16 protein-coding genes are annotated in these 15,253 nt (G+C 39.1%); 2 read left to right on the forward strand and 14 right to left on the reverse strand.

Features of this window, described 5'->3' with window-relative positions:
- Window positions 1–231: 231 nt before the first annotated feature.
- Window positions 232–459, reverse strand: a complete 228-nt coding sequence (locus KH400_RS18360) for a hypothetical protein (RefSeq protein WP_217227167.1) — start codon at window positions 457–459, stop codon at window positions 232–234.
- A gap of 130 nt (window positions 460–589) precedes the next feature.
- Here KH400_RS18360 and pdaB point away from each other — a divergent pair, with 130 nt between their 5' ends.
- Window positions 590–1,351, forward strand: coding sequence for a polysaccharide deacetylase family sporulation protein PdaB (gene pdaB, locus KH400_RS18365; protein ID WP_217227169.1), 762 nt, complete (start codon window positions 590–592; stop codon window positions 1,349–1,351).
- Between the two features lie 28 nt (window positions 1,352–1,379).
- Here the strand turns inward: pdaB and KH400_RS18370 are convergent, their stop codons facing one another.
- A complete protein-coding gene (locus KH400_RS18370) occupies window positions 1,380–1,979 on the reverse strand; it encodes a KinB-signaling pathway activation protein (protein WP_217227171.1) in 600 nt (199 codons plus the stop codon).
- Between the two features lie 147 nt (window positions 1,980–2,126).
- Here KH400_RS18370 and gerD point away from each other — a divergent pair, with 147 nt between their 5' ends.
- Window positions 2,127–2,741, forward strand: coding sequence for a spore germination lipoprotein GerD (gerD, locus tag KH400_RS18375; protein ID WP_217227173.1), 615 nt, complete (start codon window positions 2,127–2,129; stop codon window positions 2,739–2,741).
- Between the two features lie 32 nt (window positions 2,742–2,773).
- Here gerD and salA read toward each other — a convergent pair whose 3' ends face one another.
- The 12 genes from salA to KH400_RS18435 all read right to left on the reverse strand — a co-directional run bounded on the left by salA (window position 2,774) and on the right by KH400_RS18435 (window position 15,195).
- The gene (gene salA, locus KH400_RS18380; RefSeq protein WP_217227175.1) at window positions 2,774–3,832 is read right to left on the reverse strand and encodes an iron-sulfur carrier protein/transcriptional regulator SalA; all 1,059 of its coding nucleotides are present in this window, start codon (window positions 3,830–3,832) and stop codon (window positions 2,774–2,776) included.
- Window positions 3,833–3,925: 93 nt separating this feature from the next.
- Window positions 3,926–4,642: an N-acetylmuramoyl-L-alanine amidase CwlD gene (gene cwlD, locus KH400_RS18385; protein ID WP_217227177.1), complete on the reverse strand. Its 717-nt coding sequence runs from the start codon at window positions 4,640–4,642 to the stop codon at window positions 3,926–3,928.
- A gap of 65 nt (window positions 4,643–4,707) precedes the next feature.
- The gene (locus KH400_RS18390) at window positions 4,708–5,145 is read right to left on the reverse strand and encodes a YbaK family protein (RefSeq protein ID WP_217227179.1); all 438 of its coding nucleotides are present in this window, start codon (window positions 5,143–5,145) and stop codon (window positions 4,708–4,710) included.
- Between the two features lie 219 nt (window positions 5,146–5,364).
- On the reverse strand, window positions 5,365–6,504 hold the full coding sequence (locus tag KH400_RS18395; protein WP_217227316.1) for a mannitol-1-phosphate 5-dehydrogenase: 1,140 nt from the start codon (window positions 6,502–6,504) through the stop codon (window positions 5,365–5,367).
- A gap of 5 nt (window positions 6,505–6,509) precedes the next feature.
- Window positions 6,510–8,597, reverse strand: coding sequence for a BglG family transcription antiterminator (locus tag KH400_RS18400; protein WP_217227181.1), 2,088 nt, complete (start codon window positions 8,595–8,597; stop codon window positions 6,510–6,512).
- 101 nt (window positions 8,598–8,698) lie between these two features.
- The gene (locus tag KH400_RS18405; protein ID WP_312889265.1) at window positions 8,699–10,615 is read right to left on the reverse strand and encodes a PTS mannitol transporter subunit IICBA; all 1,917 of its coding nucleotides are present in this window, start codon (window positions 10,613–10,615) and stop codon (window positions 8,699–8,701) included.
- A 335-nt stretch (window positions 10,616–10,950) separates the two neighbouring features.
- A complete protein-coding gene (rpsI, locus tag KH400_RS18410) occupies window positions 10,951–11,343 on the reverse strand; it encodes a 30S ribosomal protein S9 (RefSeq protein WP_217227185.1) in 393 nt (130 codons plus the stop codon).
- A 20-nt stretch (window positions 11,344–11,363) separates the two neighbouring features.
- The gene (rplM, locus tag KH400_RS18415; protein WP_217227187.1) at window positions 11,364–11,801 is read right to left on the reverse strand and encodes a 50S ribosomal protein L13; all 438 of its coding nucleotides are present in this window, start codon (window positions 11,799–11,801) and stop codon (window positions 11,364–11,366) included.
- 152 nt (window positions 11,802–11,953) lie between these two features.
- The gene (gene truA, locus KH400_RS18420; protein WP_217227189.1) at window positions 11,954–12,697 is read right to left on the reverse strand and encodes a tRNA pseudouridine(38-40) synthase TruA; all 744 of its coding nucleotides are present in this window, start codon (window positions 12,695–12,697) and stop codon (window positions 11,954–11,956) included.
- A gap of 14 nt (window positions 12,698–12,711) precedes the next feature.
- A complete protein-coding gene (locus tag KH400_RS18425) occupies window positions 12,712–13,509 on the reverse strand; it encodes an energy-coupling factor transporter transmembrane component T family protein (protein ID WP_217227191.1) in 798 nt (265 codons plus the stop codon).
- 1 nt (window position 13,510) lies between these two features.
- Window positions 13,511–14,380, reverse strand: coding sequence for an energy-coupling factor ABC transporter ATP-binding protein (locus KH400_RS18430; protein WP_217227192.1), 870 nt, complete (start codon window positions 14,378–14,380; stop codon window positions 13,511–13,513).
- The gene (locus tag KH400_RS18435) at window positions 14,356–15,195 is read right to left on the reverse strand and encodes an energy-coupling factor ABC transporter ATP-binding protein (protein ID WP_217227195.1); all 840 of its coding nucleotides are present in this window, start codon (window positions 15,193–15,195) and stop codon (window positions 14,356–14,358) included. Before KH400_RS18435 ends, KH400_RS18430 begins: the two co-directional genes overlap by 25 nt.
- Window positions 15,196–15,253: the final 58 nt, after the last annotated feature.

Raw genomic sequence — 15,253 nt, forward strand, 5'->3', positions numbered from 1 at the left:
TAGCTCAAAAATAATAATTGACGAGATATCATGTATCTCTTTTTCGCTTGGCTTTTTGTTCAGTTTTCAAAGAACAACCATGTCGTGTTGACGACAATTAACAATTTACCATAACTAGTATGAGATGTCAAATTGTTTTTAATAATTTTTTTTGATTGAATGAACTATTTGTCAATCATCCTATCAACAAGCTTGACCAAAGTCAACTTTTATTATACATACTATTTTAAGTTAATACGATTTTTTGTCGTATTTATAACGGATATATTTTGCGCAATCTTTCGGTGATGCAACACGACGGTAAATCCCAAACGTAATCTGATACTTCTCTTCCATTGCTCGCTTGACTACATCATCGATTCTCGGATCCGTTAAATCTAATAACAGTTCCTCCATCTCCTTCTTTAACAAATACTCAATCTCTTGCGCCTCTTTATGATTCAAAAGAAATCCTAGCACATTCATCACCCCTTGACATTATCTTAAAAAAGTAACTCCTATGATTATTTTCCACAATGTCCAATTTTATTCATATACATTTTCCCTGTGCATAAAGTTATCTTAGAGGATTTGGACAGGGAGGTTACTTATGAAATTTATTTGGGTTTGGAATGGGAAAAAGATAAAACAGCTATCAATTATTCTTATTGCCGCCTTTTTTACCGCAGGATTACTTTACGTCGAGCGCGATCAATTGATGGTCTTCTCTACTTCAGAAGGCCCACAGGCATTTTACAAAGCTGATATTGAAGAAAAAAAAATTGCTCTTACCTTCAACATTAGTTGGGGAGATAATCGAACACTTCCAATTTTAGATGTATTAAAGGATCGAGACGTAGAAAACACAACTTTTTTCCTTTCAGGTGCATGGGCTGAACGGCACCCTGATGTCGTTGAACGCATCGTAGAGGATGGCCATGAAGTTGGAAATCACGGGTTTCAGTATAAAGACTATCCTGGATGGGATGATCAGAAAATCCGCCGTGACATACGTACAAGTCATGACATTCTATCTGAAATGATTGATGATAATCCGACATTACTACGGCCACCAAACGGAAATTTTGATAAGGATGTTTTAAACCTTGCCGATGCCGAAGGATATACAATTGCACACTGGAGCATAGATTCTAAAGATTACACAAATCCCGGTGTTGATCAAATTGTTGACAATGTTTTACAACAGGTCGATCCTGGTGAAGTCATTTTAATGCATGCATCTGACTCAGTAAAACAGACACATAAAGCTCTACCAATTATCATTGATCAACTCAAAAATGAAGGATATGAGTTCGTTACGATAAGCGAATTAATTGCAAGTACAGACACAAAAACTGAAGAAATCGACTAAAAAAAGAAGGTTGATCTTCTATTAAAGATCAACCTTCTTTCTGATTAACTCCAGTTAAACGATGTAAAATTAAAAGTTGCCATGTATTTGCTGCAAGCAATGGCGCAAAATATAACCATAGCCACTTAGGGTCATTAACTGTAAGTGCAGGCACCCATTCAACCGTTGTGATTACGATGATAAAAAACAACGCGGGAATAAAGGCTCCTTGATGAGTATCTTTACTTTTCAAGTAAGCAACAATCAAACCATAAATCAATAAAAAGGCAGGTGTAATCATATAGCCAAAGATTGTCTCAGTTTCAGTGGCAAAGGCTACATAACGAAAATATACTAAATCAAAAATCACAAATGCGATAAGTAAAACTTGTACACGATTCCAGAGTCTATGCGACTTAAAAAGACCTAACGCTAAACGATGAACGGTTAAATAGGCGAAGAAGCCCATCTGACTAATTAAACTAAACGTTGCACTAATTCCAAGCAACCAGATCAGTCCAACAAAGAAATTCATAAAACCTTCGCCTGTATAGGTCGACCAGTCAATCACAAGTCCGACAATAACCCCACTTATTGAACCAACTAAAAGTGTTGAAAAAAATAAATAAACAACTTTACGACTATTCACGTTGTTGTTCCTCCAAAATTATTACTTTATTGCAATTTCGATTGTACCAATGACAGCTCTAAAAAGCTAGGCACAGTCAGTCGCAATGTATAATTTTTCGCTAAATATTTCATATTAATGACAAAATGGTTGAAAGGAGCAGAGGGTATGCGAAAAATTGTGAAACTGCTCATCATTTCTACTTTATTCTCAGTAATTGTCGGGTGTGCCGCAGCAGATGATGGAGGGAATAACGGCTCACCAGATTATGAAAGCACGAAAAATATGATGGTTGATATGTTGAAAACTGATGATGGAAAGCAGGCAGTTCAAGAGGTTATTAGTGATGAAGAGGTACAAAAAGAATTGATTATGGATCAAGCCCTTGTAAAACAAACGATCCAAGACACATTAACATCTGAAGAGGGAAAGCAATTTTGGCAAGAAACGATGCAAGATCCTGAATTTGCAAAAACATTTGCTGAAACAATTCAAGAAGAAAATGAACGTTTGTTAAAATCACTTATGAAAGATCCTGAATACCAAGCAATGATGACCGACATTCTAAAAGCACCAGAGATGGAAGAAGAATTTTTAGAGATTATGAAGACAAAAGAATATCGCCAACAAGTTATGACTGTCATGTCAGACGCCTTCGAAAGTCCATTTTTCACCGCCAAAGTTAATGAAATTCTTTCAAAAGTAGCTGAGGAACAAATGAAAAAAGAGGACGAAGGAGGAGAAGGCGAAGGTAGCGGTGACGGTGGAGGTGGCGGCAGTTAAAGCAAAAGCTCCTCAAATGAGGAGCTTTTTTCTTATTTCTGGTCTTTTTCTATAATTCGTTCTGCAATCTGACTATAAATTTGACCAATTGGGTGTTCCTTACCATAAACGGATGGAGCAAAATCCTTTTCATCAATTTCTGGTTGTCCTAATGGTATTTGGCCAAGTACTTCTGTTTTCAACTCTTCTGAAAGCCGCTCACCGCCACCTTGTCCGAACACATATTCACGTTCTCCAGTAAGCTTGCTTTCAAAGTATGACATATTCTCAACGACACCTAGGATTTCATGGTGTGTCTTAATCGCCATTGCTCCTGCTCTAGCCGCTACAAATGCAGCTGTTGCATGTGGTGTCGTCACAATGATCTCCTTGCTGTGCGGAAGCATCGTATGAATATCTAACGCAACATCTCCAGTTCCCGGTGGAAGGTCAAGGATTAAGTAATCTAATTCTCCCCACTCTACTTCACTAAAAAAGTTATTTAACATTTTACCTAGCATCGGACCACGCCAAATAACTGGAGCATTATCTTCGACAAAGAAGCCCATAGAAATAACCTTAACACCAAATCGCTCTACAGGGTGAATTCGTTCTCCGACCACTTTAGGGCGCTCTTCAATCCCCATCATATCCGGTACACTGAAACCATAAATGTCAGCGTCAATAATACCGACCTTCTTCCCAAGGCGGGCAAGCGTTGTCGCTAAGTTCACTGACACTGTTGACTTACCAACACCACCCTTACCACTCGTTACAGCGATAAAGGTTGTTTTTGTCCCTTCAGATAGTAACGAATCTCCTCCAGGTTGTGACTGAGTATCGGCACCACCATGCTTTTTCACTTCTTCATCTGATAATTGTTCAAAGCGTAATCCAACAGACTCAGCCCCCGCTCCTTTAACAGCGTTTACAATTTGCTGTTGAAGCTGCATTTGCTCTGGTGTTCCTGTTCTTGCTAATGCGATCTTCACGCTGACATTGCTGTCTTTAATTTTCATCTCACGAATGCCATCAGTTTCAACAATGCTTTTATTTAAATCGGGGTCGATTACGTCCTTTAACGCATCCAAAACTTGTCCTTCAGTTAACATCTAGACACCATCCTTTGTCAATTCAATTACATCCCTAGTATAGCATAACATGATGTTTGAATACTTTAGGAAGTCTTTGAATTCAACGTAAAATTATGAGGATGGTATAGGTTCATCGGTATGATAGCGTAAAATCCCCTGATAAATCGAGGCGGCAACTTTTTGCTGATATTCGGTCGTTTCCAGCAATTCTGCTTCACTTGGGTTCGATAAAAAGCCAACTTCAATAAGTACCCCAGGTATTTGGGCTCGTTTTAATAAGTAGACACTTCCAATTGGCTTTGCGGAGCGATTTGTATTTTCTAGGTTTCGTCTAATCTCGTCTTGTACAAATTTTGCCAAAGGTTCATTCTCTTCTATCGCTCGATTATAGAAGGTCTGTGCACCTCTCCATTTCGGTGAAGGTATCGCATTAAGATGGACACTAACGAACATATCACCATCCGACTCATTCACTAATTGAACACGTCGTTTTAAATCTTGGACTTTACGATTGCGGATCCCTTGCAAATCTCCATCAGCAAGGTCTTGGTCTTCCTCTCTGGTCATTAACACCAATGCCCCTGCTTCCTGTAAATAATCACGTAATTGAAGACTAATATCCAATGTAACATCCTTTTCTAGTAGACCACTTTTAGATACTGCCCCCCCATCAACACCACCGTGGCCAGGATCCAAAATAATCACTTTACCCGATAACGGTAAGCGCCATGTAGACCAAGAATCATTACTTAAAAACTGATATTGTATAATGAATAACAAGGTGACAACCCCGAGAGCAAAAGCTCCACCTTTCAGCCACTTCTCCATCTCTTCCCCTCCTATATAGCTTCTAATTATATATATAGGGACAAGGGGAATTTTATGAAATGAATTTAATGAAGGCGGAGCCTATATCTTTTTTCACCCTCACTAAAGCCTTTTTCCCACCAGTGATACACATACGTCTCAACAGCGACAAATAGCGAATCCGCAACAAAATCTGCTTGATATGTCCACCCTTGTAATAGCTCAAACAGTGAACTAATTAACTCATGAATATCAGGAAAACACCGCTTCCGCACCTGATTCATCGTTTCACCGTAATAACCAAAACGGCTAAATTCAGCACCTAATAAATAGGCATCAATCGCTATATCAATACATGGATCTTCTAAGAATGGATGACGTAAGTATTGGGTTGGAAATAAATATTTAAAATGCTCTTTCACGCCTTCACTTATTTCTTTTAATGACAACTCTCGGAGGACTTTCCGTTCAAATAACCAACGCTTCTTTCTTTGCTTCTCCGCAAACGTTGTAATAACTGTCATCCCTACTCACCTCTTCCTTTTTTCGTTTAGTATCAAGCAAATATTCCAACCTCATGCAATGGAAATACTGTTGAAACTAACCAGTAAAGGGAGCTCAAGATTTTTAGGTGGGGCAGTATACAAAGTGCAGATGTAAAGGTACAGAAAAATTTTAAAGAGGATAGGACAACAGGTTCGTTTTTACCTTTTGTCCCATCCTCAATCTTTCCAAGTATACTATTATCCCTTTAATATTTCATATTGGCGAATCACTTCTTTTGTAATTTCACTATCTTCGTTAAGGTTACTTACAGACTTCAAGACAGCTGCTACTCCGTTCTCCTCAATCATCCCCTGCAGCTCAACTGCTTGCTTATCCTCAGGGTCATCAAACATTAGTGCAGCAGCAATCGCCTTGGCTAAATTTGAATAGGATAGCCCTTCTTTGTATGCCTCTGTTATTGGACGAACCAATCTGTCTTCAGGCCCTAACTTACGAATTGGTGCTCTTCCTACTCTCGTTACACTATCATTCAAATAAGGGTTTTTAAAGCGGTCAATGTTCTTATTAATATAAGATAAATGCTCTACTTCATCCATTGCATAGCGTTTAATTAAATAAGCACCCGTCTCCTTAAGAGTCTCTTCGACCTGATTTGCAATCTCTGGATCTGCTAACGTTTTATCTATCGTTTCCTTACCTTCAATGTATCCGAGGTAAGCAATAACTGCGTGACCCGTGTTTACAGTAAATAATTTTCGTTCAATAAACGGGGCAAGATCCTCAACAATTTTCATGCCTTTGACAGGAGGAATACTTTCCTTCGTTTCTACAACCCATTCATAGTAAGGCTCAACTAACACATCTAGTGAATCTTGATTTTGAATTGGCACAATACGATCAACAGCGGAATTAAAGAAGTAGACCCTTCCTTCCAATAATCCCTTTATTTCTTCGTTTAGATGATCTAATATATGCTTCTTTAAAATGTCAGTTGCTCCGATTTGATTTTCACATGCAATCACATATAGCTTTTCTTCGGTTTTAACAACGCGCTCCGCTATCCCACGAGCAATTAATGGTGCAATTCGTGGCAAAATGTCTGGACCAATAGCTGTCGTTACGTAAGTTGCGTCTTGAATCGTTTTTACTACCTCATTCTCTTGGGTCATATTATTTAATCCAGACACATGATCAACCTGCATTACCTCTTCCTGTTCAGTCGCTAATTTTACTTGATAACTGTTTTCCTCATTTAATTTGTTAATGATCTGTTCGGCTATATCAATAAATGTTACATGATAGTTAGACTGAGAAAATAATGCTCCTATAAAACCTCTACCTATGTTTCCTGCTCCAAAGTGGACGGTTTGCTTCAACATCATCATTCCTTTATCAAGTTATTTTGTAGGTAATCTAAAAACAAATCTTCCAACTTCTTTCGTATCATTGCTTTGTTTGAAGATGAATATATGATCATCGTCGCATCACTTTCAATCAAGCTTGTACTGATGATACTAAGTATTTCCTTTTCTCTACTACTCATGCTCTTAGGTGCCAACATGAGAAGAACCGTTTTCATTTGTATTTTCTCTCCATCCATCCCTTTAATTGTACTAGGCTGACCTAAATGAGCAACTTGGAATAGTAGTTCCTGAACACTTTCATCACTACAATGATACAGACCCATATTTGTGTTGGGTATACCTAGACCACCTTTGCGCTCTCTTTCCTCTAACTGCTTAATCACAGCATCCGTATTTTTAACTAAACCAACTTCTTCAGCTTCTCCGACCATGTCTCTTAGAACCTTCCAGTGGTCCCGAGCATCAGGTAATCGATAAACCCTTAGATTATTTAGAATCGCGTCCATACTCGAATGAACATCTTTAATTTCTTGCAACAGGTCATTTACATTTAACTGGTTTCTTCTCGTTACGGCCTCCTGCGGTTTCTCAGGGTTTAAATATTGTTTTTTGCTTGTTACACTCTCTAAGTTCGTCTGTAAATAATTTCGAATAAAACCGATATCTTTTTCACTTAACAACGGGCTTACAAGAATATAATCAACATCTGTAAATGGAAGTCGAATCGTTGAAATGACAATATCATATTCATTAAGATTTGCAGATTGAAAATCTTTAATCGACAAAATATCGATAGCAGCAATCTCGACTAACTCTTTCTTGATACGGCTAGCGAGCATTTTAGAGGCTCCAATGCCTGTAGGACAAACAACCACAGCCTTGATCCTCACGTTCTCTTCATTCATTAGCAGAGCCGAACCAAAATGAAGAACGATAAAAGCAACTTCCTCGTCTGGAAAGCTAATGTCCGTAAACTCCTTTTCGAGACTTTGTCTTACTGCTATAAATAAAACAGGATACTTCTTTTTGATTTCTTCTGTTAAAGGGTTAAACAAATCCATCTTCTGTTTTAAGCGGAAGATCGAAGGCTCCATATGTGCCAATAAGCCTTGATACAAAGAAAAATCATCCGATAAATCGACAAGAAGCTTGGATGAGACATCCTGGATAACATTTTGAATCATCCGGCTTAGTAATATACTGTCATAATATACGACATCTTCTACACCGACCTTCGAACCTGATAATATCATGGTCAAGAAAGCGATATCGCTATCAATGATCTCAACCGATAGTTTTTCTTGCAGCTTCTCACAAATCATTTCCATTAACTTATGTTCATAGGTACGCTCTTCGTCTGATTGCGGTTTGTTCTCCAAGTCAAAATTGTTCTCCGTTCGCTGAATGGCTATACAAATATGTACAATAAGTCCTACATAATCACTATCAATTAGTTTGAGTTGTCCCTTGTTCAGCCTTTGACTAACAACTTGATCAACGACAGCTAGGTATTGTGGAGAAAAATAACCTAACACTTGTTCAGCAATTTGATCTCCTTTTTGCATCAAATATAAGCTTTCAATTAAATCCTCATAAAAGTAGACTAAAAAATAGCTAGCAAGAGCATGGCGTTTGTTAGCTTCAGTTCCTATTAGCTCTATTCCTACCCCTCTTTTTCTCGTAAGGATAATTGAAGAATGACTCAACCAACCTGCCAAATCATCCATATAAGTCGTTAACGTTGCTGAGCTAATTCCTAACTGATTCGCAAGCACTTGCTTTTTAAACGTAGGCCCTTCATGAAATAAGATTAGTAACAAACTCAACTTTCTTTTTTCAGGGCTTTCATCTGTTGGACTAACACCCGTTAAATGTTGCATTAATCTATAAATATGTTCATTTTTGCCTTTAATAAAGTATCGATCATGATCGGTACGTTCTAGCGTTAACTCAAATTGTCTTAAAACCTTATCAACAGATTTTAAATCCCTTTGAATTGTTCTCACACTAACGTTTAAGAATGAAGCTAGAGTGTGAACGGTATGGTTTTTTGACGTTCGAACAATTAAATCGATGATAGCCTTTTCCCTTGACGTAATAAACATTCTTTCCACTCATTTCTTTTATAAGCGCTTTTATTACATTAGAAAACCGTGTAAAAAGAAGAACAGAAAGGCAGGAGTCCCCGCCTTTCTTATTTGTTTGTTTATTTACTATTGATGATATCCTTTAATTCTTTTGCGGTTTTAGCTTGTACCATTTGATCTACATTCTCTTGTTCTGAACAAATGACTGCGATTCCTGAAAGGATCTCTAAGTGTGTTCCATCTTTTCCAGCAATTCCGAAGATCATTTTGGCTTTTTCCCCGTTAAATTCTACTCCATTTGGTACTTGAATAACTGTAAAACCAGATTTGATCACGGCTTTTTTCGCCTCTTCAGTCCCATGTGGAATTGCTACATTATTGCCCATGTAAGTTGTTGTAATTCCCTCTCGTTCAATCATTGCATCAACATAGCTATCTTCTACGTATCCAGCCTTAACTAACGCTTCTCCCGCAAATCGGATCGCTTCTTCTTTTGTAGCAAACTCCTGACCGATAAAGATGTTCTCCTCTAGCAATAGATCATCATCTTCATCCATGTTTGGTTCGACATCAACTGCATCTTTCTCAGATTCCTCGACAAGCTCGGCTTGTTCTTCAGTGATACCACCTTGTAGAGTTGCGATTAGTTTGTCGTATTCAGGGCTTGATAAGAAGTTATCAACTGAAATGTGGTATGCATCTGGTAGTTTGCTCGTAGCACGAGGTGTCAATTCTTCCTGAGTAATGACAACTTGAGCATCAGCTGGAAGGTTACTAATTGCTGTATTCGTAACCGATATATCCAATCCAGCTTCTTTAACCTTTTTACGAAGTAATGAAGCCCCCATCGCACTTGAACCCATACCAGCATCACATGCAAAAACAATTTTATTAACTTCTCCTGGTAGCTTTCCTGGATTCTCAGCAGATACCTGCCCAGCTACAGAGCTTTTCTTACCTTTCATTTGTTCCATCTTCTGCGCAGCTTGATTAATATCCTCGTCTTGTTTCTTGCTTGTTTTCAACACGATTGCTGAAATTATGAATGATACCGCACCTGCTACGATGACAGCTGCAAAGTTTGCTACATAAGCCATTCCTTCTGGAGGAGTGACCGCTGTAATCGCTAGGATACTTCCTGGAGATGCCGGTGCAACCAGTCCTCCACCTAATAAGACTAATGTAAAGACTCCACTCATTCCACCAGCGACAACAGAAACAAGAAGCATTGGTTTCATTAGAACATACGGGAAGTAAATCTCATGAATTCCACCAAAGAAGTGAATAATCGCTGCTCCTGGGGCTGATTGTTTAGCAGTACCTCTACCAAACAACATGAAAGCTAAAAGTACGCCTAGACCAGGTCCCGGATTTGACTCTAGCAAGAATAAAATTGACTTTCCAGCCTGCTGTACCTGCTCCAAACCGATTGGTGTTAGCACACCATGATTAATCGCGTTATTTAAAAATAAAATTTTCGCGGGTTCGATTAAAATACTCGTTAATGGCAATAACCCCGCATCAATCAGCCAGTCAACACCTGTAACAAGTACGGCTGTAAAAGCATTAACCGCCGGACCAACTCCTAAGAGCGCCAGTACGGCAAGGATACCACCAAGAATTCCAGCAGAAAAGTTGTTAACGAGCATCTCAAATCCAGACCTTACTTTTCCTTCAATCGCTTGGTCGAATTTTTTTATGACATAAGCTCCTAATGGTCCCATCACCATGGCACCTAAAAACATCGGAGTATCTGGTGCCCCAACAATGACCCCCATTGTAGCAATTGCACCAACTACTCCACCACGTTGATCATGAACAAGCTTACCGCCCGTGTAACCGATTAATAAAGGTAACAGGTAGGTAACCATTGGACCAACTAAGGCAGCAAGGGTTTCATTCGGAAAGAAACCTGTTGGAATAAATAATGCTGTAATTAATCCCCAAGCTATAAAAGCACCAATGTTCGGCAAAACCATTGAGCTCAGGAAGTTACCAAACTTCTGTACTTTAACTTTAATATTTGATTGCGCCACTTTATTTCTCCCTTTCATAAAAAATGATAATAACTAACTGTTTTAATCATAGGTTACATAATGTAACTGGTTCAACCATTATGAAAGCTAACTTTGTCGCGAATGTACTGACAAACCTATTGTTTCTCAAATGCGAGTCCCTATTCTTCTAATTCAAGAAATCAATTGTAGTCATCAGCGTTTTTTTACTCCGTGCTTTTACTTCTAGTTCCAATCTAAGGCGGCGCGAGTAAGCCAACTTTGCCGATTGTCCATCCTTGCGGCGCACTCCGTACCCTTTTCATAATAAAAAAGACCCCCAAACCAAAAGGTTTGAGAGCCTTGAAACGCCTGTATTAACGTTTTGAGAACTGAGGTGCACGACGTGCTGCTTTAAGACCGTATTTCTTACGTTCTTTCGCACGAGCATCACGTGTTAAGAAACCAGCGCTCTTTAGTGCTGCGCGGTACTCAGGATCAGCTTGTAATAATGCACGAGCTACACCGTGACGGATTGCTCCAGCTTGTCCTGTGTATCCTCCACCATTAACAGTAACTAGAACATTGTATTGTCCTTCTGTTTCAGTTTCAACAAGTGGTTGCTTAACGATTAATTTTAAAGTTTCTAATCCAAAGTATTCATCTAACTGACGACCGTTAATAACGATGCTTCCATCACCAGGAACTAAACGTACACGAGCAACAGAATTCTTGCGTCGACCAGTACCGTAGTATTGTACTTGTGCCAAAGTAATACCCTCCTTATAAATTATCCACGAAGTTCGTAAACTTCTGGTTTTTGTGCTTGATGGTTATGCTCACTGCCTGCATAGACATGTAATTTCATACCTTGTTTACGTCCAAGTGTATTCTTAGGTAGCATACCTTTAATAGATTTCTCAAGTAATCGCACTGGGTTCTTTTCACGTAACTCACCAGCAGTGATTGACTTAATTCCACCTGGATGTCCAGTGTGACGGTAGTAAACTTTATCTTTAGCTTTATTACCTGTTAACTCAATTTTTTCTGCATTAATAATAATAACATGATCTCCTGTATCCACATGTGGAGTAAATGTAGGTTTATGTTTACCACGAAGGATAGAGGCAACTTCACTTGAAAGACGACCTAAAGTTTGACCTTCAGCGTCAATTACATACCATTTACGTTCAACTTGGTTTGGCTTTGCCATATATGTCGTACGCATGATTTTCCCTCCTAAAACGTTCACTTTCAAATTTTATTTATATCCGTTGTCTTTTGAAACATTCCGAAACCCGGGGCTAGTGGGTTTTTAGAATTACCATAGTTCATATTATAACATTTAAACACCCATGTCAATGTTTTGTTACACAAGGATCAGTTGTTATATTCAACCCGCCATAAATATAACCCTTGACCTGGTGCTGTTTTTCCAGCTGACTCTCTTCTCTTAGCTTCTAAAATATTTTTTATATCATCGGGATGCCTTTGTTTATTCCCTACTTCTAGCAATGTTCCAACTAGAATTCTCACCATATTATACAAAAAACCATTACCAACAAAACGCATGACTAACTCGTCTTCCGTTTCATACAGTTCAACCTCATAGATTGTTCGAACTTTGTCTATGACCTCTGTTCGTGGCGTACAGAACGATGTAAAGTCATGAGTGCCTTTTAACAAGTCTGTAGCCTTCTTCATCGCCTCTACATCTAATGGGTACGGATAATGATACGTATAATGACGGCGAAATACATCACGTTCAGACCGACGTAAAATACGATACCGATATTCTTTTCGTTCCGCGCTATAACGAGCATGGAAATCTTTTGATACATAGGTAGCAGAATGAATAACAATATCATCTGGGGTGACGGCTTGAAGCGCTAGTGGCCAGCGCTCTTCTGGAATCGCAAGCGGTGAGTCAAAATGAATCACTTGCCCCACAGCATGAACCGAAGCATCTGTTCTCCCAGATGAATGTACAACAACCTTATTGCCCTTATGAATTTTTGTTAACCCATCCTGAACTGATTCTTGTACCGTTCTCGCATTCGGTTGAATTTGATAACCTGAAAATTGAGTCCCATCATAAGAAATCACACACTTAATTCGTTGCATGTCTTCCACCTGCTTTATAACCGTAAAATTAATAAAATAATAGCGATAACTAGGATAAAAATAAAGAGAACAGTATCATTTCTCCGCCATTGCAACTGGCGTAGTTTCGTCCGTCCCTCTCCTCCTCGGTACCCTCGCGATTCCATCGCCAATGCCAGCTCTTCAGCACGTTTAAATGAGCTTATAAATAAAGGGATCAGCAACGGGATTATTGCCTTTGCTCGTTCTTTAAAGGGCCCTGTCGTAAAATCTACACCGCGGGCCATCTGTGCTTTACTAATCTTCTCTGTTTCTTGTAATAACGTCGGGATAAATCGCAATGCAATTGACATCATCAGTGCCAACTCATGAGCAGGTAGCCCGACCCGCTTTAATGGATTCAACATAAACTCTAACCCATCTGTAAGGTCGATCGGTGTTGTCGTTAGTGTCAACAGAGAAGTAATCATCACAAGTAATAGTAAGCGCAAAGAAATAAACGCCCCTTGCATGATCCCTCCTTCATAGACCTCAAACCACCCGACTGTAAAGATTAATTCCCCTTCTTTTGTTAGTAAAAGATGAAGTAAAAAAGTAAATATAATAATAATAAAAATCGGCTTTAACCCTTTATAAATAAAACGAACCGGGACTTTTGAGAGCAAAATAGCAACCACAGCTACACTAGCAAGTATTCCATAAGATAGCCAATTGTTTGCTAAAAAGGTAATAATAACGAGTATGAAGATCGCTGCAAGCTTTGCTCTCGGATCGAGTCGATGGATCACTGATTCCTTAGAAACATATTGACCAATAATAATATTTTGAAACATATTAATTCCTCTTTTTGCTATCGAGTAAATGCTTAATTGCAACAGCGGCATCCTTCACTGTAAAACCATGCCGAGGTATGCTAATTTTAAACCTTTTTTCTAGTTGCAATAGAATCGCAATCGTTTCCGGAAGATCTAGTCCCACTTCATGCAACTGATCTGTTTCTTGGAATATCTCTTCTGGAGTGCCCTCCATATAAACACTCCCCTGCTTCATCATATAGATGTAATCAGCATACAGGGCAGCATCTAACATATTGTGAGTGACCAAAATTGTCGTCATTTTCTTTTCATGGTGAAGGTTATAGAACATCTCCATCATGTCCTTGTGCCCCTGCGGATCTAATCCAGCTGTTGGTTCATCTAAGATTAATACACTCGGTTCAGTTGCAAGTACCCCAGCAATCGCTACTCGCCTCATTTGTCCACCACTTAAGTCAAAGGGCGACTTCTCCAAAATGTCAGTTGAAAGCCCAACCTGTGGCAAGAGCCCTTTGGCTCTTCTCGTTGCCACTGATTCGCTAACACCAAAGTTTACAGGACCGAACGAGATGTCCTTTTCAACCGTCTCAGCAAACAACTGATGTTCCGGATACTGAAATACCATGCCTACTTGTCGACGAAGAGCTTTTAAGTCTTTATTTTTTTTATTTGCCTCAATACAAAAATCACCGATCGACACTTCTCCGTTCGTCGGCTTCAATAAACCATTCATATGCTGCATTAACGTTGATTTACCGGATCCTGTGTGCCCAATAATAGCAATAAAAGATCCAGACTTAATTGATAGATTGATATCATCAAGTGCGAGTCGCTCAAATGGTGTATTAATCATATACCTATGTTCTACATTTTTGAATGTAATGTCCATAATTCATCCACCAATTCCTCTTGTGTTAGCCCTGTAGATGACACTTGCACACCCAACAGTCGCAACTCTTCGCGGAGTTGAACCGTAAAAGGAAGATTTAGTCCAACTTCAACTAATGTTTCCCTATGTTCAAACACTTCTTCTGGGGTGCCTTGAAGCAAGATTTTTCCTTGCTTTAAAACAATAATTCGGTCAGCAAGCACTGCTTCGTTCAAATCATGAGTGATTGAAACAACAGACATCTGCTCATTTTTATTTAAGTCGAGCATTGTTTCAATCACTTCTTTTCTCCCTATCGGATCTAACATTGACGTAGCTTCATCTAAGACAAATAGCGACGGCTGCATAGCCAAAATCCCAGCAATGGCAACCCTTTGCTTCTGTCCACCAGATAAACGATGCGGTTCGTGGTCAATAAAGGCACTCATATTCACCTTCTTTAGGCTAGTATCGATGCGCTCATTCATTTCCTCCCGATTGACACCTAGGTTTTCAAGGCCAAAAGCAATATCATCTCTCACTAATGTAGCAACCATTTGATTATCAGGGTTTTGAAAAACAATTCCTACATGCTTTCTAATCTCCCATAGCGCCTCGGGGTCTGATGTGTCATAACCCTTAACTTGAACAGAGCCTTTATCGGGAAGAAGAAGACCATTCAACATTCTCGCTAAGGTTGATTTACCTGAACCATTATGACCAACAACTGCAACCCACTCACCCTCAGCGATTGATAGATCAAGTCCATCTAACGCCGGGACGTTAGCACCATTATACGTAAATGTAACATCATTTACAGCCACAAGTTCATTCATCAGCGCCTCAATCCCTTACAAAAACTTTGACAACTATAAAACATGAGGTCAACTAGCT

Origin of the sequence: Desertibacillus haloalkaliphilus (genome assembly GCF_019039105.1) — a bacterium.
Classification (GTDB): Bacteria; Bacillota; Bacilli; order Bacillales; family KJ1-10-99; genus Desertibacillus; species Desertibacillus haloalkaliphilus.

Bases quoted from the DNA above. Each gene is read 5' to 3' on its own strand.
- gerD (WP_217227173.1), top strand. From the start codon at position 2,127: ATGCGAAAAATTGTGAAACTGCTCATCATTTCTACTTTATTCTCAGTA.
- truA (WP_217227189.1), bottom strand. From the start codon at position 12,697: ATGCAACGAATTAAGTGTGTGATTTCTTATGATGGGACTCAATTTTCA.
- KH400_RS18430 (WP_217227192.1), bottom strand. From the start codon at position 14,380: ATGGACATTACATTCAAAAATGTAGAACATAGGTATATGATTAATACA.
- pdaB (WP_217227169.1), top strand. From the start codon at position 590: ATGAAATTTATTTGGGTTTGGAATGGGAAAAAGATAAAACAGCTATCA.
- KH400_RS18435 (WP_217227195.1), bottom strand. From the start codon at position 15,195: ATGAATGAACTTGTGGCTGTAAATGATGTTACATTTACGTATAATGGT.
- rplM (WP_217227187.1), bottom strand. From the start codon at position 11,801: ATGCGTACGACATATATGGCAAAGCCAAACCAAGTTGAACGTAAATGG.
- cwlD (WP_217227177.1), bottom strand. From the start codon at position 4,642: ATGGAGAAGTGGCTGAAAGGTGGAGCTTTTGCTCTCGGGGTTGTCACC.
- salA (WP_217227175.1), bottom strand. From the start codon at position 3,832: ATGTTAACTGAAGGACAAGTTTTGGATGCGTTAAAGGACGTAATCGAC.
- KH400_RS18390 (WP_217227179.1), bottom strand. From the start codon at position 5,145: ATGACAGTTATTACAACGTTTGCGGAGAAGCAAAGAAAGAAGCGTTGG.
- KH400_RS18425 (WP_217227191.1), bottom strand. From the start codon at position 13,509: ATGTTTCAAAATATTATTATTGGTCAATATGTTTCTAAGGAATCAGTG.
- KH400_RS18400 (WP_217227181.1), bottom strand. From the start codon at position 8,597: ATGTTTATTACGTCAAGGGAAAAGGCTATCATCGATTTAATTGTTCGA.